The following is a 22,989-nucleotide window of genomic DNA, read 5'->3' as shown; positions in this document are numbered from 1 at the left end:
GATGAGCGCAGCACCGACCGAGCTGATCGACGCCCACGCACACGTGTGGGACCGGCGCGCCACCCCGCAACCGTGGATCGACCCGGACACGATGGCCGCGATCGACCAGGACTTCTCCCTGGCCGACCTGGCCGAGGTGCGCACCGAGAACCAGATCACCGGCACTGTGCTGGTGCAGTCCGCGCACAGTGCCGGCGAGACCCGGTCGCTGTGTGCGGCGGTGGACCACCACAGCGTGCTCGGCGCGGTCGGCTGGGTGGACCTGGCCGGGGACGTGCCCGGCCAGCTCGCCGCGATCGAGTCCCACGCCCCGGGCGCGCTGGTGGGCATCCGGCACCTGGCGCACCAGGACCCCGACCCACGGGTGCTGCTCACCCTGACCGACGGCATCATGGCAGTGGGTGCCGCCCGCCTGGCGGTGGACCTGGTGCTCCGCCCGGACCAGCTGGACCAGGCGGTCGCCCTGGCCGATGCCTGCCCGCAGGTGACGTTAGTGCTCGACCACCTGGGCAACCCGCCGCTGCTGGACGGCGAGGCGCTGCGGGCGTGGACGGCCACGCTGACCGAGCTGGCACAGCGGCAGAACGTGGTGGCCAAGCTCTCCGGCATCACCATGGGCGCCGACCACCAGACCTGGACGGCGGCAGACCTGGAACCGGTGGTGGCCACGGCACTGACCACCTTCGGCCCGGGGCGGCTGCTGCTCGGCACCGACTGGCCGGTGGTGCGGCTGACCGGTGGCGCGACCCGGTGGTTGGCGGCAGTGCACGAGCTGCTCGCCGACCTCACCGAGACCGAGCGGGCGGCGATCTGCGCCGGCACCGCCCGCCGGGTGTACCAGCTGGGCCGGCGGGCACCGGCCGGGAGCGATCGTGCGCACGCGTGACCTCACCGACCGTCTCCGGGTGACCGAGGTCGGCTTCGGTGCGGCGACTCTGGGGAACCTGTACCAGGCGATGACCGACGAACAGGCCCGCGCCTGCGTAGACGCCGCCTGGGACGCGGGCATCCGGTACTTCGACACCGCACCGCACTACGGCCTGGGCCTCTCCGAGCGACGGCTCGGCCGGGCGCTGGCCGACCGGCCGCGGGCGGAGTTCGTGCTCTCCACGAAGGTCGGCCGGTTGCTGGTGCCACGGGCGACGCCGCTGCCTCGGGACGACGACCTGTTCGAGGTGCCGGGCGACCAGGACCGGGTCTGGGACTTCACCGCCGGCGGTGTCCGCCGGTCGGTGGAGCAGAGCCTGGAGCGGCTCGACCTGGACCGCATCGACGTGGCCTACCTGCACGACCCGGACGTCTCCGGGGTGCCCGGCGCCCTGGAGGAGGGGCTCGCGGCGCTGTTCGACCTGCGCGCCGAGGGGATGGTGCACGCCGTGGGCGTGGGCACGAACGACACGGCGACGGTGACCGACTCCTTCGCCCGGTTCGACGTGGACACTGCGATGCTCGCCGGCCAGTACACGTTGCTGCGCCAGGACGGGTTCGAAGCGCTGGCCGAGGCCGCCGCAGGACGGCCGGTCGTGCTCGCCGGGGTGTTCAACTCCGGGATCCTCGCCCGGCCCACAGTGCCCACCGAGGCGACGATGGACTACCAGCAGGCGCCGGCCGAGGTGCTCGAGCAGGCCCGCCGGATCGCTGCGCTGGCTGCTGAGCACGGCACCACGCTGCCCACGCTGGCGGTCCAGCACGGGCTGCGGCATCCCGCCACTGCGGCGGTGGTGCTCGGGATGAGCAGCCCGGAGCAGGTGCAGCAGAACGTGGCCCGGTACGCCGAGACCATCCCGCCCCAGGTGTGGGCCGCCCTCGGTGCGCCGCACTGACCTGGGGAGCACCGCCGTCGACCTGGCACGCACCGACACGACGACAGGAGACCTGATGGAACGCATCGCTCTGCACACTGTGCTCAAGGAGGGCAAAGAAGCCACCTACGACCGGGTGCACGCACGCATCCCGGACGACCTGGACCCCGCGCTGCGGGCGGCCGGTGTGCACACCTGGGAGATCTGGCGAGACGGGCGGCACCTGTTCCACCTGGTGGAGTGCGAGGACTACCAGGCGATGCGCGAGGCGTTGCGGGAGCATCCGGCGAACGTGGCCTGGCAGGCGCGGATGGCCGAGCTGCTCGAGGTGGCCGACGACTACAGCGGCGGCGACACCGGTCTGGCGCAGGTCTGGCAGCTGCCGCCGCGGGGACATCACTGACGATCGCGGGCACCCTCGCCGCGCCCAGCGGCGGCGAGCACACCACCGAGCAGCTCACCTCGAGCAGGCCGAGCATGTTCGCAGCCTGCAGGTGGAGGGTGACGTGGTAGGCGTGCGGACTCGTCCTGCCGAGTCCCGGCGGGACGAGACGGCCGTGGTTAGACTCGCCGATATCAGGGTCATGACGACACAGATGGTGAGTTGGTGAACGCCTCGACGACGTGGCAACGGGAAGAGGTCATCGAGGCGATCGGCCGCCTCGCAGGTGGGGACCGGACCGAGCTCGCGCACCACATGCTGGAGCATGTGGCCACCGAGGACCTGACCGAACGACCGGCGGAGGTGATGGCCGGGCTGGTCGCCACCATGCGGGAGCTGGCCGAGCAGCGCGCCGAGGAGCAGACCCTGATCCGGGTCTTCAACCCCGACACGGCTGAGCACGGCTGGACCACACCGCACACGATCGTGCAGGTCTGCACCGACGACATGCCGTTCCTGGTGGACTCGGTGACGGCCGCGCTGTCCGGCACCGACCACCTGATCGACCTGGTGATCCACCCCCAGCTGGCAGTGCGCCGCGATGCGCAGGGCACCTTGGAGCAGGTAGGTCCGCAACGCCCGTCCACGTCGACGCAGATGGTCGAGTCCTGGATGACGTTCGCCGTCGACCGGATGTCCGAGCGCAGCCGTGCCCAGCTGACCGAACGGCTGGAGAAGGTGCTCGCAGACGTCCGCTCCGCCGTCGGTGACTGGATACCGATGCGGCAACGGTGCGAGCAGGTCGCCCGGGAGCTGACGGCCGGCGTCCCGGCCACGGTCGACCCGGCCGAGGTGCAGCCCACCGCGGGATTCCTGTCCTGGCTGGCCGAGGACAACTTCACCTACCTCGGCTACCGGGAGTACCGGCTGGACACTGTGGACGGCGACGAGGTGCTCCGCCCCGTCCCCGGCACCGGGCTGGGCATCTTGCGCCATGCCCCAGAAGGACAGGACGTCTACGCACGGCTGCGCCCCGAAGCCCGTCGCAGCGCTCGGGAGCCGCACCTGCTGACGATCACCAAGGCGAACTCCCGGGCCACAGTGCACCGACCGGTCTACCTGGACTACATCGGCATACGCACCTTCGACGACGACGGTCAGGTGGTCGGCGAGCGCCGCTTCCTGGGCATGTTCACCACTGCCGCATATGCCGAGTCGGTGCTGCGGCTGCCGATCGTGGCCGACAAGGTGGGTGCGGTGCTCGACCGGTCCGGGTTCTCCGCCCGCAGCCACTCCGGCAAGGACCTGCTCGGCGTCCTCGAGGGCTACCCCCGCGACGAGCTGTTCCAGGCGGACGTGGACACTCTGGTGGCGGTCACCGCGGACGTGCTGCACCTGACGGAGCGGCGCCGCTCGAAGCTGTTCCTGCGGCGCGACGAGTTCGGCCGGTTCGTCTCCTGCCTGGTCTACCTGCCGCGGGACCGGTACAACACCACGGTGCGGTTGCGCATCGAGGCGATGCTGCGGGAGGCGTTCGGGGCCGAGCAGGTGGACTACACCACCCGGGTGAGCGAGTCGCCGCTGGCCCAGCTGCACTTCGTGCTCCGGATGCCGCGGGACACCTCGATCCCGGACGTGGACACCAGCGCGCTGCAGACCCAGCTGGCTGCCGCCACCCGCACCTGGGAGGAGGACCTGCTCGACGAGCTGCACGACCGCCCCGGCGAGGATGCCGGGATGCGGTTCACGCGCGGCTTCCCGGAGGCGTACAAGGAGGACTTCGGCGCTGCCGCCGCGGTCCACGACCTGGCTCAGCTGGATGGGCTCACCGGCACCCAGACCAGGGTGCACCTGTACGTCCCGGACCCCGACGACGCCGCGCAGCGGCGGGTGAAGATCTACCGCGCCGCACCGCTGATCCTCACCGACGTGCTGCCGATGTTCACCGACCTGGGCGTGGACGTACTGGACGAACGGCCGTACACGATCACCGACGAGGCCGACGATCAGCAGCACGTGTACGACTTCGGCCTGCGGCTGCGCAGCGGCCGGGACTGGCCGGAGGACGAGGCCGTCTCCGCTGCGTTCGAGGAAGCGCTGCTGGCGGTCCGAGAGGGCCGGGCGGAGTCGGACGCCCTGGGTGAGCTCGTGCTCACCGCCGGTCTGGACTGGCGCGAGGTGGTGGTGCTGCGCACCATCGCCCGCTACCTGCGCCAGATCGGCTCCACGTTCTCGGTGGAGTACCTGGAGTCGGCGCTGGTGGCCAACCCGCAGACGGCGCGGCGGGTGGTGCGGTTGTTCGAGACCCGCTTCGACCCGGACCACCCCGCCGGGGACGACACCGGTGCCCGCGAGCGCGCCGAGGAGGAGATCCGCTCGGCGGTCTACGCCGATCTGGAGCAGGTGACCAGCCTGGACCAGGACCGCATCGTGCGCTCCTTCGTGGGCGTGATCGAGGCGACGTTGCGCACCAACTACTTCCAGACCGGGGCGGACGGCGAAGCTCCCCAGCACGTCAGCCTCAAGCTGGCCTGCGGGCAGGTGCCGGGTATCCCGGCGCCGGTGCCGATGGCGGAGATCTGGGTGTACTCCCCCCGGGTCGAGGGAGTGCACCTGCGGTTCGGTGCGGTCGCCCGCGGCGGGTTGCGCTGGAGCGACCGGCGGGAGGACTTCCGCACCGAGGTGCTCGGTCTGGTCAAGGCGCAGATGGTGAAGAACGCGGTGATCGTGCCCACCGGGTCCAAGGGCGGGTTCGTGGCCAAGCAGCTCCCAGACCCGGCCACTGACCGGGACGCCTGGCTGGCCGAGGGCAAGGCCGCCTACACGGCGTTCGTCCGCGGCATGCTGGACATCACCGACAACCGCGTGGGCGGCGAAGTGGTGCCGCCGGACCGGGTGGTGCGCCACGACGGGGACGACCCCTACCTGGTGGTCGCCGCGGACAAGGGCACCGCCGCCTTCTCCGACCTGGCCAACTCCATCTCCGCCGAGTACGGCTTCTGGCTGGACGACGCGTTCGCCTCCGGTGGTTCGGCCGGCTATGACCACAAGGAGATGGGCATCACCGCCCGGGGGGCGTGGGAGTCCACCAAGCGGCACTTCCGGGAGATGGGCCGCAACTGCCAGACCGAGGACTTCACCGTGGTCGGCATCGGGGACATGAGCGGCGACGTGTTCGGCAACGGCATGCTGCTCTCGGAGCACATCCGGCTGGTGGCTGCCTTCGACCACCGGCACGTGTTCCTCGACCCGGACCCAGATGCGGCGAGCTCCTACGTCGAGCGGCGCCGCCTGTTCGACCTGCCTCGCTCCACCTGGGCGGACTACGACGACTCGTTGATCAGCGAGGGCGGCGGGGTCTACCCGCGCACCGCCAAGACGGTGCCGGTCTCTCCGCAGGTGCGCGAGGTGCTCGGGCTGGCGGAGGACGTGACGGAGCTCAGCCCGGCCGATCTGATCCACGCCTGCCTGCAGGCCCCGGTGGACCTGCTGTACAACGGCGGCATCGGCACCTACATCAAGGCCTCCACGGAGACACATGCCCAGATCGGGGACCGTGCCAACGATGCGATCCGGGTGGATGGCAACCAGCTGCGCTGCCAGGTGGTAGTCGAGGGCGGAAACCTGGGCGCCAGCCAGCTCGGTCGGATCGAGGCCGCCCAGCAGGGGATCCGGATCAACACCGACGCGATCGACAACTCCGCCGGGGTGGGCTCCTCCGACCGGGAGGTGAACCTGAAGATCCTGTTCACCTCGCTGATCGCCGACGGCGACCTCAGCCTGGACGAACGCAACGAGCTGCTCGCCTCGATGACCGACGAGGTCGCCGCGCAGGTGCTGCGGGACAACTACGTGCAGAACGTGCTGCTGGGCAACTCCCGGGCGCAGGCGCACGCCATGCTCACCGTGCACCAGCGGTTGATCCACTGGCTGGAGGAACGCGGCGACCTGGACCGGGAGCTGGAGTTCCTGCCGTCGGACGCCGAGATCGCCGAGCGGGACGCCGCCGGGGGGGGACTCACCCAGCCGGAGTTCGCAGTGCTGGTGGCCTACGCCAAGCTGGCCCTGAAGGACGACCTGGCCCGTACCGACATCGCCGACGGCGACTGGTTCCACAGCACGTTGATGAGCTACTTCCCCACAGTGCTGCGCGACCGGTTCGCCGAGCAGATCGAGGCGCACCCGCTGCGCCGGGAGATCATCGTGAACACCGTGGTGAACTCGATGGTCAACCGCGGTGGCATCACGTTCGCCTACCGCGCCAGCGACGAGACCGGCGCGTCCAGCGAGCAGGTGGCCCGCGCATACGTGACCGGCCGGGAGATCTTCGACCTGGCGTCCTACACCGATGCGGTGGAGGCGCTGGACAACAAGGTGCCGGCGGCGGTGCAGACCCGCCTGTACCTGGACTTCCGCCGGCTGCTGGACCGGTGCTCGCGTTGGTTCGTGCAGCACCGCCCGGACGGCGTGGAGGTCGCCCGAGAGGTGACGGCGTTCGCCGAGCCGGTGCGCACGCTGCTGGGCCGGCTGCCGCAGTTCCTGCAGGGAGAGGAGCGGGCGCGGTGTGCGGCGCTGGCGGACGGGCTGGTCGAGGCCGGGCTGCCGGAGGAGCTCGCCGAGCGGACCTCTACGCTGATCCCGGCGCTGGGCCTGCTGGACGTGGTCGAGCTCTCCCGGGAGACCGGGGAGAAGGCGCAGTCGGTGGCCGAGCTGTACTACGCCACCTCGGAGCACTTCGGTATCGACAACCTGCTCATCCGGGTGGCGGCGCTACCGCTGGACGACCGCTGGGACGCCTTGGCCCGGGCCGCGGTGCGGGACGACCTGTACACCACGCTCACCGACCTGACCCACACCGTCCAGCGCAGCACCGACGCCTCGCTGAGCGCCCCGGAACGGCTGGCGGCGTGGACCGAGGGGGCCGGAGCGGCACTGCAGCGGGTGCAGACGTCGCTGCCCAGCGAGTCCGACCTGGACTCGGCCGCGGGGTTGGCGCCGGTGTCCGTGGCGGTGCGCGGGTTGCGCTCGCTGGTGCGCCGATGACACCCGGTCACTCGCGAACGGGCCCCGGTGACCGACCTCGAGTGACCTTGCGGCGCGGCGCGGTCAGTCTCGGAGGCACTCCACCGCCAGCCGGGCCGCCCGGCCGATGGCTCGGTCGACCTCCGGCTGCACCATCGCCGGCACCGACGACTCGGTCAGCGCGGCGACCGCGATCCGGTCGCCGTCCCCGATCTCGACGACGCCCGCCTCGTGCCGGGAGTGCAGGAAGGTGCCGGTCTTGGACCGGATCCGGATCCGGTCCGAGGCCAGCTCGAGACCGAGCCGGTCGGCCGTCACGCGCGTGCCGAGCAGCTCTCGGACTCCGGCGGTGGCCGCAGGGGTGGCGACCTGGTCGGTCCAGATGTCGGCCAGCAGGCCGACCAGCGCTGCCGCGGTGGCGACGTTGCCGGCCACTGCGTCCAGCACCGGCAACGAGTGCCCGCCGCCGGCAGTGGTGGCACCGGCCGCCGTCTGCAGCGCCAGCCGCATGTCGTTCTCCGACCAGCGGGCGACCGCCTCGTAGAGGGCTACCATCCGGTGCCGGACGATGATGTCGTGGTGACCCCAGCTGCTCAGCTGGGCCGTGACCTCCTCCTCGGGCACCAGGTCGAAGAGTGCGTCGCTGGCAGCGTTGTCACTGACGGCGACGGCGAGGTACAGCAGGTCGGCGACGGCCACGGTGCAGGGGTGGCGGAACTGGGCGATCCCGGTCGGCCCGGGGGTGCCGCGGACCGGGTCGATCTGCACCGGCATAGCGCCGTCGAGCTGTCCTCGACTGATCCGGTCGGCCAGCACGAGCGCCTGCGGCAGCTTCACCACCGAGGCGAGCGGGAAGACGTCGTCGACGGCGAAGCCGAGCTCGGCACCGGTGGCCAGGTGCCGGGCGAGGAACGCGCCACGCAGCCCCAGCTCGGCCCAGCGGTCGGAGATGCTGTGCGCCACCTCCAGCGCCTCCCGGCTGGCTCCGAGGACGCTCATCGGTCGATCACCTGACCACCGAGCGCTGCTGCGACCAGCTGCACCGCTGCCGGCATCGCCTCGGCGAGCACCCGACCGGACGGGTGGTCCTCGCGGTACCGCAGCCGGTAGCCGCGGGCTACCTGAGGAACCAGCTCGCGGAACACCAGCTCGTGCCGGGCCGCCTCCACCTCGGCACAGACCAGCACGTCACCCCGTTCGTGGACGGCGGTCAGCGCCTCCGCCGTGACCACACCCACCAGCACCTGGTCTCGCCCCAGCCCGGCGCTGTAGGCGTCCTGGACCAGGAGGTCGCGCACGTGCGGCACGTCCTCCTCGGGCAGGATCAGCAGCCGGGGCGGGGGCTGGGCGCTGCCGGGGTCGGCGCGCAGCGCGCTCAGGTGCACCCGGCGGCCGCGGGGGTGCCTGCCGGCGGTCGCGGCGCCCAGCGGCACCCGCAGGTGCGCGCGGTCGATCGGTGCGGGGGTGAGCGCGAGCTGCAGGCGGCCCTCGGCCAGCTCGCTCTCCCGGCGGTGCGGCGGCACCTCGTCGAAGACCAGGTGCACTCCGGCGGCACTGAGCTGGCGGCGTAGCTCGGCAAGGCTGCGCGGATCGGCATAGTCGGGCAGTGCGGCCCGGACGTCGTCGAGCAGGTAGGCCCGGGCGGCCTCGGTGAGGTACTCGCCGCGGGCGACCAGGTCGCGGCTGAACGGCAGCAGGTGGCGACCCAGCGGGGTGAGTCTCGCACCGCGCGGCCCACGCTCCAGCAACCGCCCGCCGAGCTTCCGCTCCAGCGCCGCCACCCGGCGGCTGAGCACCGGCTGTGGCAGGCCGCAGGCCTCCGCTCCGCCGGTGAAGCTCTCCTCGTCCGCTACGGCGACGAACGCTTGGGCGTGTCTGAGCAGGTCCATCCCGCCACACTATGCACTTTCGGTATGACACGATGCCACATTGCGCTTAGACATGCCGCCGGCCGGTACCGAAGATGACGGCCATGACAAGCCATGGCCCCACCCAGGCCCGACGCCGTCGAAGCATCGCAGCACTGCTCGCCGCTGCCACCCTCCTGACCTCCGGCTGCCACACCAGCGAGGAGCCCGCGCCGGTGCCGCAGCAGGTCGAGCTGCTGGCCGCCGACCTCGCCACAGCACTGGCGACCGGCGAGGGCGAGAACGTCCGATGGGCGGGCACCGACCCCGACCTGCCGGACCTGCTCGGCACGCTGACGGACGTCCCGCGTACCGTGGCGGTCAGCGACATAACCGAGATGGAGCCAGACAGCCGCTACCAGGCGTCGCTGGACTGGTCCTGGCAGCTGCCCGGCGTCGCGGAGTCTTGGGACTACCGCACCGATGCGGAGCTCACCGCCCAGGAGGACGGCTGGGCAGTGGTGTGGTCGGCGGCGCTGGTCAGCGACGGCCTGACCGACGGGGCCCACCTGGTCCTGCAGCGTGAGCAGCCCGGCCGCGGCGAGATCCTGGACCGGGACGGGGCTGCGATCGTCACCCTCCGGCCGGTCCGCCGGATCGGGATCGACAAGACGCTCCTCGCCGATGCTGATGCGATCGCCGAGAGCGCCGACCGCCTGGCGGAGCTGTTCGACCTGGAGGGCTACACCGAGCAGGTCCTGGCGGCCGGCCCCCGAGCCTTCGTGGAGGCGATCGTGCTGCGTGCCGAGGAGGCGGACGAGCAGGCGATCGGCGCGATCCCCGGGGCGCGGGCGATCGCTGACGAGCTCCCGTTGGCGCCGACCAGCACCTGGGCGCGCCCGCTGCTGGGCCGCGCGGGCGCCGCCACTGCGGAGGTGGTCGAGGGGTCCGACGGTGCCGTGGTAGCAGGTGACCTCGTCGGCCTGTCCGGGCTGCAGGCCGACTTGGACGCGACACTGCGGGGGCGCCCGGGTGTGCGCGTCGTCGCCGAGTCCGACAGCGCCGAGGAGGTGCTGTTCGAGGCCCCACCCGTACCGGGCACCGATGTGACCCTCAGCCTCGATGCGGCCATCCAGTCCGACGCCGAGGACGTCCTCGCAGACGTCGACTCCCCGGCCGGGCTGGTCGCCCTCCAGCCGTCGACAGGCGAGGTGCTCGCCGCAGCCAGCAGCCCCGCTGCCGACGGGCTGGACATGGCGATGGCGGCGGAGCTCGCCCCTGGCTCGACCTTCAAGGTGGTCACCGCGCTCGCCCTGCTCCGCGCCGGGTACACACCCGAGTCCGTCCTGGACTGCACCGACGGGGCCCAGGTCGGTGGCCGAAGCATCGGCAACTACCCCGGCTACCCGCACCAGTTCCTCGGCGAGATCACGCTCACCGAGACGATCGCGCAGTCCTGCAACTCCGCGCTCATCAACGCCCGCAGCGACCTGTCCGGAGCTGCGCTCGCGGCAGCAGCCCGGTCCCTGGGGATGGCGGCGGAGCCGGGGGGTCCGCAGCCGGGCTTCACCGGGGCGGTGCCGGCGGAGATGGGCGACGCCGAGCTCGCCGAGTCCACGATCGGCCAGGGCCGGGTGCTCGGCTCACCGCTGACGATGGCCACCGTGGCCGGATCGGTGGCGGCCGCAGACACCCTCTCGCCGGTGCTCGTGCTCGGCCCGGAGGAGGTCGCTGACCAGCCGGCGGCAGCCGAGGAGCCCCTGACCGACGATGAGGCCACCCAGCTCGCGGAGATGATGCGTGCGGTCGTCACCGGCGGCACCGGGACCGAGCTGCAGGAGGTGCCCGGCGCGCCGGTGCACGCCAAGACCGGCTCGGCAGAGGCCGGCTCCGGGGAGGACTACCGGGTGGACTCCTGGATGATGGCCTACCAGGACGATCTCGCCGTGGCGGTCCTCGTCCAGGGCGGCGGGCACGGCGCCGGGGTGGCCGGTGCCCTGGTGCAACGCTTCCTCAGCGGGCTGGCATGACCACGGCACCGCCCCTGTCGCCGGGATCGAAGCTGTCGACCCTGGTGCCCCGCCCCTGGGTGGTCGTGCTGGCGGGCACGTTCCTTCCCCTGGTGGGCCTCCTGCCGTGGTGGATCTCGGGTGCCCGCTCGGTGCCGAGCCTGTCGGGTCCCTCACCGGTGCTGCTGATACCCCTGGCCGACGATGTGGCTCTGCTGCTCACCTCCCTGCTCGTCACCGGGAGCACCCTGACCGGTCTGGTGCTGCGCCGCCTGGCCGGCACGCACCGCTCGACCACCGCGTTCTGGGCGGCCTCCGGGCATGCCCTCGCACTGACGTTCCTCATGGTGCAGTCCGGCCTGGTGCTGGGCGCAGCGGTCGACGACGGTCCGCAGCAGAGCTACCACCATGCCCTGGTCGTGTGGTCGGTGGGCTGCGCCGTGCTCGCCCTGGCCGTGCTGGTGCTGATGATCCGCGTGTCCCGGCCTGGGGCGGCGCTGCTGCTCAGCCTGGCCGCACCAGCGATCGGCACCTGGGCCAAGCTCTGGGTACCCCACGCCGAGCCATGGTCGACCGAGGCCTACCTGCTGCTCCGGTGGCTGCCGGCGCTGCTGGTGGCGGCGGCCCTCATCTGGTGCGGGCTGCGGTCCTGGCCGGCTCGGGGCACCTGGCCGGCGGCCCTGGCAGGTCTGTGGGTCCTCCCGGCCGCAGACACCACGCTGCAGTACCTGGTCGGCTACCGGCGGGCGGACAGTCCGGACGAGTGGCTGCTGGCCGGGGTCGACCTGTTCACCCTCTCCCTGGAACCGGCGTTCGCCGGACCGTCGGTGCTCCTGGCGGCGCTGGTGGCGGTGGCGGGCACAGCGGTGCTGTCGGTCGTCACGAGGATCCGGTCACGGGTGACCGGATCCTCGTGACCTTGCGGGGCCGGGTGGCGGGGGGGGCGGTCAGCCGGTGAAGCTGTGCGTGCCGGCGGGTACCGTCACTGCACCCCGGAACCTGCCCTTCGGGCCGCTGGACCGGTTCGAGGGCGGGTAGACCCGGGCGGTGGTGCCCGCCGGGATGTCCACCTCCAGCTGGGTGACACCGTCCTCGTCCCGCTCCCAGGAGACCGTGACCTTCCCGTACGGTGTCTCGTGCACCGCCCAGGCGCTGTCGATCGGGCCGTCGATGATCGGGTTCACCTCCACCGCCCGGTAGCCGGGTTCCAGGGGCGCCAGCCCGGCGATGCGGCGGTGCAGGAAGTCGCCCACCGCGCCGAGGGCGTAGTGGTTGAACGAGGTCATCTGCCCCGGGTTGACGGTGCCGTCGGGCAACAGCGAGTCCCACCGCTCCCAGATCGTGGTGGCCCCCATGGTGACCGGGTAGAGCCAGGACGGGCACTCGGTGGTGAGCAGCATCTCCTGCGCCAGGTCGGCGTGCCCGGTCTGGGCCAGAGCATCGAGCACCTGCGGGGTACCGAGGAAGCCGGTGCTCACCGTGCCGCCGGTCTGGCGCACCAGCTCCGCGAGCCGGCGTCCGGCGAACGCCTGCTGCTCGGCCGTGGCGAGCAGCTTGAACCGGATCGCGAGCGCGTACACCGTGGGGCAGTCGGAGTGGACCAGTCCGCCGTCGCTGACGTAGTGCGTCTGGAACGCGGCTCGCGCGGTGTCCGCCAGGTCCTCGTAGTGGTCGGCGAGCGTGTCCTGGCCGAGCTGGCGCAGCGCGTGCATCACCAGCACCGCCGAACGGACCAGGTGGGCCTGCTGCACCACGTGCACGTCGGCCGCTGCGGCAGAGGGGTCCTCCGGTGGGGCGGTCGGGTCGAGCCAGTCGCCGAACTGCTTGCCGGTGGTCCACAGCCCTCGGTCGTCCAGCTCGCTGGCCATCCGGTTCACCCAGGCGCGCATCGACGGCAGCTGCCGGGCAAGTGCGTCCCGGTCGCCGTAACGCTCGTACAGCACCCAGGGCACCACCACTGCGGCGTCGGCCCACCCGGTGGCCATCGTGTTGTCGTCGCGCAGCACGTCCGGGACCACCACCGGCACGCCACCGTCGCCGTGCTGGTCGGCGGCCAGGTCCCGCGTCCAGGAGGAGAGGAAGCCGCCGGTGTCGAACAGGAACGCCGCCGTGCGGGCGAACACCTGGATGTCGCCGGTCCAGCCGAGGCGCTCGTCGCGCTGCGGGCAGTCGGTGGGCACGTCCAGGAAGTTGCCGCGGGCCGACCAGACGATGTTCTCGTGCAGCTGGTTCACCAGCGGTTCGCTGCACCCGAACCAGCCGGTGCGGCGCAGGTCGGAGCCGACCACCTCGGCGGTGACCTGCTCGGGGCGCAGGCTGCCCGCGCCCGTCACCTCGGCGTATCGGAAGCCGTGGACGGTGAACGTCGGCGCCAGGTCGCTGCGGCCGGGCGGCAGGTCGTAGGTGTCGGTGGCGGCGGCGTGGCGCAGCGGGCGGGTGCACAGCTCGCCGTCGGCGAGCACCTCGGCATGCCGCAGGCGCACGACGGCGGAGGTCGCCTCCGCCGGTCCCGCACCTTGGTCCGGGCTGCTCGGCCCCTCCGGGCCCGGCACGTCGGCCAGGTGCACCCAGCCGACCAGGTTCTGCCCGAAGTCGGCGATGTAGCGTCCCGGCTCCCGCTGGGTGAGGCTGCGGGCCGGGATGCGCTCGGTGATCCGCGGCGGCGGCCCCTCCGGGGCGACCAACCGGGTCAGGTCCACTGGCAGAGTGCGCACCGGCTGCGGTGCCCCCTCCGGGCTGGGCCGGCGCAGGTCGGTGTGCTGCCCGCCGTACAGGTCGTCGCTGCGCACCGGCCCGGTGCGGGCCTGCCAGGTCTCGTCGGTGCCGTGCAGCACAGTGCGCCCGTCGGCGTAGCTCAGCTCCAGCTGGGCGAGCAGCGCGAGGTGCTCGCCGTACAGGTCCCGGCGCAGGTCCCAGGTGAGCGCGCCCCGGTACCAGCCGTTGCCGAGAGTGGCGTGCAGGTCGTTGCGGCCCACGGTGAGCAGGTCGGTCACGTCGTAGCCGTGGAACCGGAGCCGGTGCTGGTAGCTGGTCCAGCCCGGGGTGAGCACATCGGTGCCCACCGGGCGGCTGTTCAGCAGCATCCGCACCGTACCCAGTGCGCTGAGCAGCAGCCGGGCGTGCACCAGGCCGGGCTCGACGAGCAGCTGGCCGGTGAGCACCGGAGCCGGGTCGTCCAGACCACCACCGACGGCCGGTGTGATGAACTGCGCCGTCCAGTCGGCAGGGGCCAGGGGTGCGACATGGACGCGCAACGGCTCGGACCACGGGGAGACTCCGCCGTCGTGCTCAGAACGAACCTGCAGAGAGCCGCGCTGCCCGCTGCGCAGCGGTTCCCCCGGCCAGGGCACGAACACCGACTCCTCGGTCTCCACCCGCCAGGTGCGCCGCTCGCCGCCGGCACCGGCATCGGTCCAGCGCACCTGCACCGCCTGCTGCGCCCCCGCTCCGGCCGGACGCCGCCAGCTCATCATCGGGTTCGCGACACCCAGGCAGGTGGCATCGTCATCTCGCTCCAGACGCAGCTGGCGCGGGGCAGCGTCGACCGCAGACAGCACTAGGGTCCTCTCTCCCAAGGAAGTGCTCTGGCTCACGTTATCGCAGTGTTCAGGACGGCGGGTCACCCTTACCCGGGATGCGCCGGTGACGTGATGGCACGAGGATGGGCGGTCCAGGGCGCCGCAGGGTGCCCGCCAGAGAGGACGGTCGTCGCGATGGGTGTCGGTGGTGGAATCTTCCTGATCGTCGTCGGGGCGATCCTCAGCTTTGCGGTCAAGGACAGCTGGGACGTGGTGGACCTGACCGTGGTCGGCTACATCTGCATGGCCGCTGGCGTGCTCGCGATCATCCTGGCGCTCGTCATCAACGCGCAGCGGTCCCGCACGCACCACATCAACACGGTGCAGCACCGGCCGCCGGAGACCGGAGACCCCCGCGACCGCGGCTACTGAACCGAAGTTGCTCGTCGATCTGGTCCCGCTGGGTGACCAGATCGACGAGCAGCTTCTGTCTCAGGGCTCCTGCACCACGGCGATCGCGCCCGCGGCCAGGGTGACCGACCCGTCCACGGCAGCGCCGGTGACCAGGTCGGTGCCGTTCGCGGGCACCTGGGCCTGCTCCTCGGTGTGGTTCAGCAGGAACAGGTAGCCGGTGCCGTCCTCGCTCCTGCGCCGCACCGCCTCCACCCCGCGCGGCACGTCCGCCTCGGGCTGCACCCCGGACTCGGCGAGCAGCGAGTCCATCAGCGCCGCCGTACCGGCCTCGTCCTGCCGGGTGGCGACGTACCAGGCGGCGCCCTGCCCGACCGCGTTGCGGGTGATCGCCGGTCCGCCGGGCAGCGGCCCGTCGGTGAAGGTACGCACCACCTCGGCCGTGGTCGTCTCGATCCGCTCGGTCCACACATCGGCGCGGGTGCCGTCGTCCAGGGTGACCTGTTCGGTGGCCAGCAGCGGGAAGAACTCGTCGGTGCGCACGCCAAGCAGGTCCCGGAAGGCGCCCGGGTAGCCGCCCAGGCGGATCTGGTCGTTCTCGTCGACGATGCCGGAGAAGTAGGTGATCGCGACCGTGGCGCCGTTCTCCGCAGCGGCAGCGATGTTGGCCGCGCCGTCGTCGGTGACCAGGTACAGCGTAGGCACCAGCACCAGGTCGTAGCCGGACAGGTCGCCGGTGGGGGGCAGCACGTCCACGGCCACACCCCGGTACCACAGCTCCCGGTACAGCGCCCGGATGCGGTCGCCGTAGCGGACGTCCTCGCTCGGGTGGGAGTCCAGCTCGGTGGCCCACCAGGCCTGGTAGTCGAAGACCAGGGCCACCTTGGCCCGCACGGTGCTGCCAGCCACCGGTGCGAGCGCGGTGAGCACGTCGCCCAGGCGCACCGACTCCCGCCAGATGGCTGAGTCCCGGCCGGCGTGCGGCACCAAGGCGGAGTGGAACTTCTCCGCACCGGCCTTGGAGGCTCGGAACTGGAAGAACATCACCGCATCGGCGCCGCGGGCCACGTGCGCCAACGAGTTGCGCAGCATCTCGCCGGGGCCCTTGGCCCGGTTGTGCGGCTGCCAGTTCACCGCGGCGCTGGAGTGCTCCATCAGGATCCAGCGCTTGCCCTGCGCCACGCCGCGGGTCATGTCCGCAGCCAGCGCCAGGTCGATCTCCCGCTCTGGGTCCGCAGCGATCGTGTAGTGGTCGGTGGCGATCACGTCCACCTCCTGCGCCCAGCGGAAGTAGTCCATCCACTTGGTGTTCAGGCTGACCATGAAGTTGGTGGTGGCCGGTACGTCCGGGGTGATCGGGCGGACGGCGTCACGCAGCTTGCGGTAGTACTCCAGCAGGGTGTCCGAGGAGTACCGGGCGAAGTCCAGCTGCTGGCTCGGGTTGGCGTAGGTCGGTGCGGCCAGCGGGGGCAGCACGTCCTTGAACGCGCCGTAGCGCTGGGACCAGAACGCGGTGCCCCAAGCCTCGTTCAGCCGTTCGATGGTGCGGTACTTGCGGCGCAGCCAGGTGCGGAAGCCCCGCACGGCCGACTCGGAGAAGTCGTGCGGCACGTGACAGCCGACCTCGTTGTCGATGTGCCACAGGGCCAGTGCCGGGTGCTTGGCGTACCGCTCGGCCATCGCCTTGGCCATCTTCACCGCGTAGTCGCGGTAGACGGTGGAGGACGGCGCATAGGACTGCCGGCCGCCCTGGTGGAGCACCACACCCTCGGCGGTCCGGGGCAGGATCTCCGGGTGCTTCATGGTCAGCCACGGCGGCGGGGAGGCGGTGGCGGTGGCCAGGGCCACCTTGACGCCCGCGGCGGCGAGCCGGTCCATGATGTTGTCCAGCCAGGCCCACTCGTACCTGCCTTCGCGAGGTTCGATGCTGGCCCAGGCGAAGATCGCCAGGCTGACGATGTTCACGCCCGCCTCGCGCATCAGCTCGATGTCCTCCAGGCGGGTGGCCATCGGCCACTGCTCGGGGTTGTAGTCGCCGCCGTAGCCGAGCACCTTCAGTCCGATCGGCCAGTCCGGGGTGGCGGGCTTGGTGGGGGCGGGCTTGGCGGGAACTTCGGCGGTGGTGGTCGAGTCCTCAGCGGCCGGTTCCGTCGGCGCGTCCGCAGCAGCCTCGGTCGGTGCTTCCGCGGAAGCGGTGCCTTCGGCCACCGGCGCGGCGTCGTCGTCAGTCACGGCTTCCGCGGCTTCCGCGTCGGACTGTGCCGGTGTGTCTGGTGCGGCTGGTGCATCGGAGGTGGGGTCGGTGACGTCGTCGGCCATGGGGAAAGCGTATTCAGCGTGCGCCGGAAAGACCAATCCCGACCAGTTGTTCGGGTTTTCGCTGGGCGCTGATCGAACCCGTTCGTGCGCACGCGGCTCCGAGAGACGGCACTCAGATGAGCTCCGCCTCACCGGACGTGGCCGGGCTGAGGATGGCACGCGCCACCGTGGGCCGGCTCTCCAGCTCCCGCTCGAGGCGAAGGAGCCGCTCACCCAGCTCGTGCTCGGGGGCGTCTCCCACGAGGTCTACTCGGGCCACCAGGAGCACCTTGCGCGGTCCGACGTACTCCACGTGCAGCATGGTCAACCGGTCGATCTCGGCATGCTCGCGCAGCCCCGCGACTACCAGCTCCCGCTTCGCCGGGTCCAGCACCTCCCCCACCAGGAAGTCTCGGTTGCGGTCGAACAGCACGAGCGCGACGACGCCAAGCAGCAGCCCGACCAGGATGGAGCCGATCGCGTCCGGCACCGGCGAGCCGGTGAGGTCGTGCGCCAGCACACCGCCGGTGGCCACCACGATGCCGATCACGGCGGCGAAGTCCTCGGCGAACAGGGCGCGCAGCGTGGGGTCGGAAGTCGTGAGCGCCTGCTCGAGCAGGTCACGGTCGGCCTCCTGGGCGCCCCGGCGCATCTGCCGGAACGCTTGCGCGAAGGAGATGCCCTCGAGCACGAACGCGACGGCGAACACCACGTAGGCGATCACGAAGTTCGACGCCGGCTCCGGTGCAACCAGCTCCTGGATGCCGTGCATGATCGAGACCGCAGCACCGGCCAGGAACAGCCCGAGCGCGGCCAGCATCGACCAGACGTAGGCCTCCCGCCCGTACCCAGTCGGATGCTCAGCATCGGGCGGGCGCGCGGCACGGCGCTCGGCGGTCATCAGGAAGATCTCGTTACCGGCATCCGCCCAGGAGTGCGCCGCCTCGGCAACCATGGACGCCGCACCGGTGAGCACCGCGGCCACCGTCTTGGCCACGCCGATCAGCACGTTGGCGGCGAAGGCGCGGATCACCGTCAGGCTCAGGTGGTGCTCCGACGGCGTGCCAGCACCTGCTCCCGGGTCCGCGGGCTGGGGCTGGCTCACCTAGGCACAGTAGCCCTGCACCCGTCGCTCCGCAGCCGCGGAACACCCCGCACCGGTCCGCACCCAGCACCGGTCACCAACGGTTGTGCACCTCTTCCGCCCAGCCCAGCAGCCCGGAGAAGGTGATCATCTCGCCGGCACCGGTACGCACCGAGCCGGACCAGTGCCCGAAGCACTGGTCGGTGCGGGAGGACAGCACACCGAGCTCCGTCCGGGAGCGCTTGGTGTAGAACGCCTCGAACTGGGCGTCCAGGCCGCGCCCGCTGACCCGCCACGGCCGGTCGACGGCCAGGTCGTAGTCCCACTCCAGCTCGCCGTGCAGCTTGTGCAGCCGGCCGTCTACCAGCACCGCGTTCTCGGTAGACCCGGTGCCCTCGGTCCACCTGCCACCCACCTGCAGCCCGACTACTCGACCGTCGCTGATGCCGGAGCCAGCACCCCAGTTCCAGGAGACGGCATACGGCCACCGGCCACGCCCGTGATCGAGCACCGCCCAGGACTCCCCCTCCGGCACCTCATGGGCTACGTCGTCGAGCCAGATCGTGCCGGTCACCGGGCGGGCCACGTCCTTGACCGTGTACTGGAACCGGCGGGAGCTCCACGGCACCACCACGGCAAGACGTTCGTGCCCGGCCGGGCGAGCCGCCACCAGGTCCACCCGCACCCCCGGAGCCTTCGCACGCAGGCGAGTCCCGCCGTCGACCTCATCGACGGCCAGCGCAAGGTTCTTCGCCGATGCCCGCGCCGGCCCGCCCTCGCACACCGCCGGCAGCCGCACCCCGCGTGGCGGGACCACTGTGGCACTCTGCCCCCAGCTGCGCTCAGTAGCACGCTCCAGCAGCCACAGCTCGTGCACGGCGGCGTAGTCGATGTGCGAGACGGTCAGCCCGAGCAGGTGGGTGGGCGTGACCACGCCCCAGTACTCCCAGCGCTTGTTCCGGCCCCGGCCACGCCCGATGCCGGCCGTGTCTACGAGCGGTTGGCGTGCCCAGCCGATGGCGCCGCGGTTCAACCGACCATCGGGCAGGGTGAGCGAGACCTCCTCGGTCAGCTCCCGCTCCCGCATCAACAGGCTGCTCCCGGTCATCAGTGGTCTCCTTGTCGTGTGCTGCCGGTCTCGCCCGGCTCAGGTGACCGCTCGGTCGCCTGCCCCGAGTGTGGCTGATGGTGGCTGCCCATCTCCGCAGCGACGGCCCGCAGCCGGTCGGTGATCTCCCGCAGTTCTGCGACCGGCACCTTCACCACGTCCCGGTCGTAGGTGACCAGGCCGTTCACCTCGTCCTCCACGTCGGTCAGCTGGGTGTACACGGTGGCGGCCAGACCGCGGCGGACCGCGGGCTCGATCTGCTTGTGGTGCAAGGTGCGCAGCGCCTCGGTGAGCTCGCGCGCGGTGCGCAGGTGCCGGTAGCCGAAGGTCCGCTCACCCCAGGTGTGCCCGGCCAGGGCCAGGCTGTACCCGCCGTACTCGGTGAGCGCGACGGCCCGCACCGGAGGGCGACGCAGCAGGTGCCCGTCCACCCAGCGGGGCCAGCGGCGGCGCGGCGCCTTCGGCAGGTGCACCGGCCGGAAGTAGATGTGCAGGCTGTGCAGGTCTCCGGCACCCTGGTCGTGCCAGCCGCTGGCATGGTCGATCGGGCGGGTCGGGTCCAGCTGGCGAACCAGCCCGGCGATCCGAGCGGCGTCGAACTGGCCCCAGCCCTCGTTGAACGGCACCCACAGGGCCAGCGAGGGCACGCTGCGCAGGTGCTCGATCATCGCGGTCAGCTCGTTCTCGAACTGGCTGCGCCCGGCGGCCTCCGACCGGCCGAACGCAGCATAGTTCGTATCCCGCCGGTGCGGCACGGGAGCCACCGGGGTGGTGATCACCCCGGGCCGGTACCTGGCCCCACCGTTGACGGCGTCCTGCCAGACCAGCATGCCGAGCCGGTCACAGTGGTGGTACCAGCGCAGCGGCTCGATCTTGATGTGCTTGCGCAGCATGGTGAAGCCAAGATCCTTGGCGAGCTGGATGTCGTAGACCAGTGCCGCCTCCGAGGGTGCGGTGTAGCCGCCGTCCGGCCAGTAGCCCTGGTCCAGCAGGCCCACCTGCAGGTAGGGGCGACCGTTCAGCAGCAGGCGCGCGTGGCCACGGTCGTCGGTGTCGAGCCCGAAGGAGCGCATCCCCACGTAGCTGACCACCCGGTCGGTGCCGAGCTCGACCTGCACGTCGTACAGGGCAGGCCGCTCCGGAGTCCAGAGTTGCACCGGTCCCGGCACCAGCACGGGGGAGGGAGTGTTCACCGGGATGACGGTGGAGGTCACCGGGGCTGCACGGCTCACCGAGGCTGCGGGGCTCCCGGGGGCGGTGACGCGGATCGTGGCGAGGTCCGTGGGCGCGGCGTGCTCGGAGTGCACCGTGACCTCGACGGTGCCGTCGTCCAGGGAAGGCGTCAGGGTGAGCCCTTCGATGGCCACCGCCGGGACGATCTCGCACCAGACGGTCTGCCAGATGCCCGACTGCGGGGTGTACCAGATGCCCCCGCGAGTCCTGGATTGCTTGCCGCGGGCCAGCCAGGCGGCGTCGGTGACGTCCCGGACGGCGACCACCAGCTCGTGCGGGCCGGCCACCGGACCAGATCCGGCGCCCCTGCTGCGGACGACGGCGGTCAGGTCCAGGGTGAACGGCAGGTAGCCGCCGGTGTGCCCGCCGACCTCCACTCCGTCCACCGCCACGCGGCAGGACTGGTCCGCTGCCCCGAAGTGCAGCAGCAGCCGCTCCCCGTCGGTCAACGGGCGGGGTGGTGCAAAGGTGCGGTGGTACCAGAGCGTCTGGTCCGCACCGACGGTGCGCTCGACCCCGGACAGGGGCGTCTCCGGGGAGAACGGCACTACGATCGTCCCGTCCCAGCGCGCCGGAGGCACGGTGGGATCCGCCACCGCTGGCGCAACGCCAGGTGCGGCGGACCGACCAGGCCGGGCTCCGCCGTCATCAGCGAACGCAGTGATGGCATAGGACCACCGCCCGTTGAGGTTCGCCCAGTCGCCGCGCACGAGCTGGGGGCGCGGGTACTCGGGCAACGGGTGGTCCCGGTCCAGCTCCCGGCCCCAGCGGGTGAGCATGGTCATGGCGCAGCACCTTCCACTACGGCCTGCTGGCGCTGGGCGCCGAGGTTCGGCCGCTCCGGGAACCGGCGCAACGCCAGCACCGGGATCACGACCAGCACCGCCACCATCGCCGCGGCGGCGAAGATCCACGGGGTGGGCACCTGCTTGACCACCCCGAGATCCACGTACGTCTCATTCGCGCCGGTGATCACCGCAGCGCCGATGAACGGTCCGATCACCATCGGCACCAGCACGGCGGCGACCATCCGCAGCCCTTGCACCATGCCGACCCGGTCGGTGGGGGTAGCGTCCCGCACGCTGGCGCCGATGGCGGCGAAAGAGAGCATGAAGCCGCCCATCATCGGGATCCCCCAGAGGATCAGTGGCAGCATGCTGCGCACTGTGAACACGCCGATCAGACCGACGATCATCACGATCACCGCCGGCAGGATTGCGCGGCTCTTGCCGATCCGGTCGATCACCCGGCCGCCGAGCACGCTGACCACCGAAGCACCGATGAGCACGCTGGCCAGCACGATCGCGTAGGTCTCCAGCTTCAGGTACTGCTGAATGTAGATGATCAGGTACGGGATGAACACCTGAGTGCTGGTGCCGACCACTGCCCAGGCTGTCAGCAGCACGTACAGACGTGGATGGCTCCGGACGGCGCTCGGTCGGACCCCGTGCACGAGCGAGGCCAGGTAGCCGTCCGGCGGGCTCTGCACGTGACCGGAGTCTCGGACCAGGAACCAGGCGAGCACCCCGACCAGAGACGTCACCGCCCCGACAATGCCGAAGAACAGCCGCCACTGGCCCGCCTGGGTGAGCGGGTCCAGGGCGCCGAAGACGACCAGCATGCCGATCAGCGGCATGATCGCCAGCACTCCGTCGACGCGGCCACGGTTGGCTGGTGTGGTGGACTCGGTGACCCACGCCTGGAAGGCGGCATCGTTGGCACCGGAGCCGAAGATGGACATCACGCAGTCCAGGACGATGATCGCTGCCACCGCGAGGGCCACGCTGCGGGCGGCGTCTGCACCGTGCTCGGGCTGGACGAAGCCGAACGTGGCGGTCGTCAGGCCCCACAGCACGTAGCCGCCGGCGATGAACTCTCGGCGGCGGCCGACCCGGTCCGAGGCTGCGCCGATCAGCATCGTGGCGGCGGTGGCGGCAATCGCGGAGGCAGCCACGAGCGTGGCGATCACGGTGGGGTCGGTGCTGATCACGTCATAGACGAACACGTTCAGGTACATGTTCTCGACCGTCCAGGCGAGCTGGCCGACCAGTCCGACGATGACCACCACCAGCCAGGAACGTCCCGGCAGCGAGGTCGGGGAGGCAGTCATCACTGCTGATGCTACGGCCGCGCACCGCACTGAGGCACTCTTGCGCGTCTGAGGCAGCGCAGGACTACCTCGAACGCACAAAAGTGCCTCAGTCGCAGGGGCGACGGGCGAGGGCGCCGGGGCCTGGTGGCACAGGGGCGGGCGGACCGCACTCCGCCTTTCGTC

The 22,989-nt window shown here is 71.5% G+C and carries 15 protein-coding genes; 7 read left to right on the top strand and 8 right to left on the bottom strand.

The genetic code is table 11. From position 1 onward, the window contains the following. Position 1 precedes the first annotated feature (1 nt). The 4 genes from K338_RS0107320 (at position 2) to K338_RS0107305 (ending at position 7,227) form a co-directional block, all read left to right on the top strand. Entirely contained in the window at positions 2 to 886 is an 885-nt protein-coding gene (locus K338_RS0107320) for an amidohydrolase family protein (protein WP_022917526.1), read from the top strand. Then, positions 873 to 1,823 carry an aldo/keto reductase gene (locus tag K338_RS0107315; protein WP_022917525.1) on the top strand — a complete coding sequence of 317 codons (951 nt, stop codon included), beginning with the start codon at positions 873 to 875 and terminating at the stop codon, positions 1,821 to 1,823. The genes K338_RS0107320 and K338_RS0107315 overlap by 14 nt, the downstream gene beginning before the upstream one ends. Positions 1,824 to 1,878: 55 nt before the next feature. Beyond that, positions 1,879 to 2,205, top strand: a complete 327-nt coding sequence (locus K338_RS0107310) for an L-rhamnose mutarotase (protein ID WP_027286549.1) — start codon at positions 1,879 to 1,881, stop codon at positions 2,203 to 2,205. Between the two features lie 204 nt (positions 2,206 to 2,409). Continuing rightward, on the top strand, positions 2,410 to 7,227 hold the full coding sequence (locus K338_RS0107305) for an NAD-glutamate dehydrogenase (protein ID WP_022917523.1): 4,818 nt from the start codon (positions 2,410 to 2,412) through the stop codon (positions 7,225 to 7,227). Between the two features lie 63 nt (positions 7,228 to 7,290). On the opposite strand, the gene K338_RS0107300 is transcribed toward K338_RS0107305, so the two are convergent. Further along, complete coding sequence (locus K338_RS0107300; protein ID WP_022917522.1) at positions 7,291 to 8,205, bottom strand: serine hydrolase; 915 nt, start codon at positions 8,203 to 8,205, stop codon at positions 7,291 to 7,293. Then, positions 8,202 to 9,095 (bottom strand): LysR family transcriptional regulator, encoded by an 894-nt coding sequence (locus K338_RS21100; RefSeq protein WP_022917521.1) that lies wholly within the window; start codon positions 9,093 to 9,095, stop codon positions 8,202 to 8,204. The genes K338_RS0107300 and K338_RS21100 overlap by 4 nt, the downstream gene beginning before the upstream one ends. Positions 9,096 to 9,178: 83 nt before the next feature. On the opposite strand from K338_RS21100, the gene K338_RS21095 reads away from it, so the two are divergent. Together K338_RS21095 and K338_RS0107285 are read left to right on the top strand one after the other, a co-directional pair. After that, a complete protein-coding gene (locus K338_RS21095; protein ID WP_022917520.1) occupies positions 9,179 to 11,083 on the top strand; it encodes a penicillin-binding transpeptidase domain-containing protein in 1,905 nt (634 codons plus the stop codon). 44 nt (positions 11,084 to 11,127) lie between these two features. Next, entirely contained in the window at positions 11,128 to 11,979 is an 852-nt protein-coding gene (locus tag K338_RS0107285; protein WP_157612283.1) for a hypothetical protein, read from the top strand. 30 nt (positions 11,980 to 12,009) lie between these two features. Here K338_RS0107285 and K338_RS21090 read toward each other — a convergent pair whose 3' ends face one another. After that, entirely contained in the window at positions 12,010 to 14,619 is a 2,610-nt protein-coding gene (locus K338_RS21090) for an alpha-L-rhamnosidase (RefSeq protein WP_022917518.1), read from the bottom strand. Positions 14,620 to 14,775: 156 nt separating this feature from the next. On the opposite strand from K338_RS21090, the gene K338_RS0107275 reads away from it, so the two are divergent. After that, on the top strand, positions 14,776 to 15,012 hold the full coding sequence (locus K338_RS0107275; RefSeq protein WP_022917517.1) for a DUF6458 family protein: 237 nt from the start codon (positions 14,776 to 14,778) through the stop codon (positions 15,010 to 15,012). A gap of 60 nt (positions 15,013 to 15,072) precedes the next feature. Here K338_RS0107275 and K338_RS21085 read toward each other — a convergent pair whose 3' ends face one another. From K338_RS21085 to K338_RS21075, 5 genes are all read right to left on the bottom strand, one after another. Further along, complete coding sequence (locus K338_RS21085) at positions 15,073 to 17,310, bottom strand: beta-galactosidase (RefSeq protein ID WP_022917516.1); 2,238 nt, start codon at positions 17,308 to 17,310, stop codon at positions 15,073 to 15,075. Between the two features lie 112 nt (positions 17,311 to 17,422). Then, positions 17,423 to 18,394, bottom strand: coding sequence for a cation diffusion facilitator family transporter (locus K338_RS0107265; protein ID WP_022917515.1), 972 nt, complete (start codon positions 18,392 to 18,394; stop codon positions 17,423 to 17,425). Between the two features lie 73 nt (positions 18,395 to 18,467). Further along, positions 18,468 to 19,481 carry a DUF2804 domain-containing protein gene (locus K338_RS0107260; RefSeq protein ID WP_022917514.1) on the bottom strand — a complete coding sequence of 338 codons (1,014 nt, stop codon included), beginning with the start codon at positions 19,479 to 19,481 and terminating at the stop codon, positions 18,468 to 18,470. After that, entirely contained in the window at positions 19,481 to 21,499 is a 2,019-nt protein-coding gene (locus tag K338_RS21080) for a glycoside hydrolase family 2 protein (RefSeq protein WP_022917513.1), read from the bottom strand. The genes K338_RS0107260 and K338_RS21080 overlap by 1 nt, the downstream gene beginning before the upstream one ends. Beyond that, on the bottom strand, positions 21,496 to 22,824 hold the full coding sequence (locus K338_RS21075) for an MFS transporter (RefSeq protein WP_022917512.1): 1,329 nt from the start codon (positions 22,822 to 22,824) through the stop codon (positions 21,496 to 21,498). Before K338_RS21075 ends, K338_RS21080 begins: the two co-directional genes overlap by 4 nt. Positions 22,825 to 22,989 lie beyond the last annotated feature (165 nt).

Source organism: Ruania albidiflava DSM 18029 (assembly GCF_000421225.1).
GTDB classification, from domain to species: Bacteria; Actinomycetota; Actinomycetes; order Actinomycetales; family Beutenbergiaceae; genus Ruania; species Ruania albidiflava.
The sequence above is the reverse complement of the archived record's forward strand: the minus strand, read 5'-3'. Positions and strand labels throughout refer to the sequence as shown.

Excerpts from the sequence above, each read along its gene's own strand:
- K338_RS0107275 (WP_022917517.1), top strand. The coding sequence starts at position 14,776 with ATGGGTGTCGGTGGTGGAATCTTCCTGATCGTCGTCGGGGCGATCCTC.
- K338_RS0107260 (WP_022917514.1), bottom strand. The coding sequence starts at position 19,481 with ATGACCGGGAGCAGCCTGTTGATGCGGGAGCGGGAGCTGACCGAGGAG.
- K338_RS0107310 (WP_027286549.1), top strand. The coding sequence starts at position 1,879 with ATGGAACGCATCGCTCTGCACACTGTGCTCAAGGAGGGCAAAGAAGCC.
- K338_RS0107300 (WP_022917522.1), bottom strand. The coding sequence starts at position 8,205 with ATGAGCGTCCTCGGAGCCAGCCGGGAGGCGCTGGAGGTGGCGCACAGC.
- K338_RS21085 (WP_022917516.1), bottom strand. The coding sequence starts at position 17,310 with ATGGCCGACGACGTCACCGACCCCACCTCCGATGCACCAGCCGCACCA.
- K338_RS21095 (WP_022917520.1), top strand. The coding sequence starts at position 9,179 with ATGACAAGCCATGGCCCCACCCAGGCCCGACGCCGTCGAAGCATCGCA.
- K338_RS0107320 (WP_022917526.1), top strand. The coding sequence starts at position 2 with ATGAGCGCAGCACCGACCGAGCTGATCGACGCCCACGCACACGTGTGG.
- K338_RS21080 (WP_022917513.1), bottom strand. The coding sequence starts at position 21,499 with ATGACCATGCTCACCCGCTGGGGCCGGGAGCTGGACCGGGACCACCCG.
- K338_RS21075 (WP_022917512.1), bottom strand. The coding sequence starts at position 22,824 with ATGACTGCCTCCCCGACCTCGCTGCCGGGACGTTCCTGGCTGGTGGTG.
- K338_RS21100 (WP_022917521.1), bottom strand. The coding sequence starts at position 9,095 with ATGGACCTGCTCAGACACGCCCAAGCGTTCGTCGCCGTAGCGGACGAG.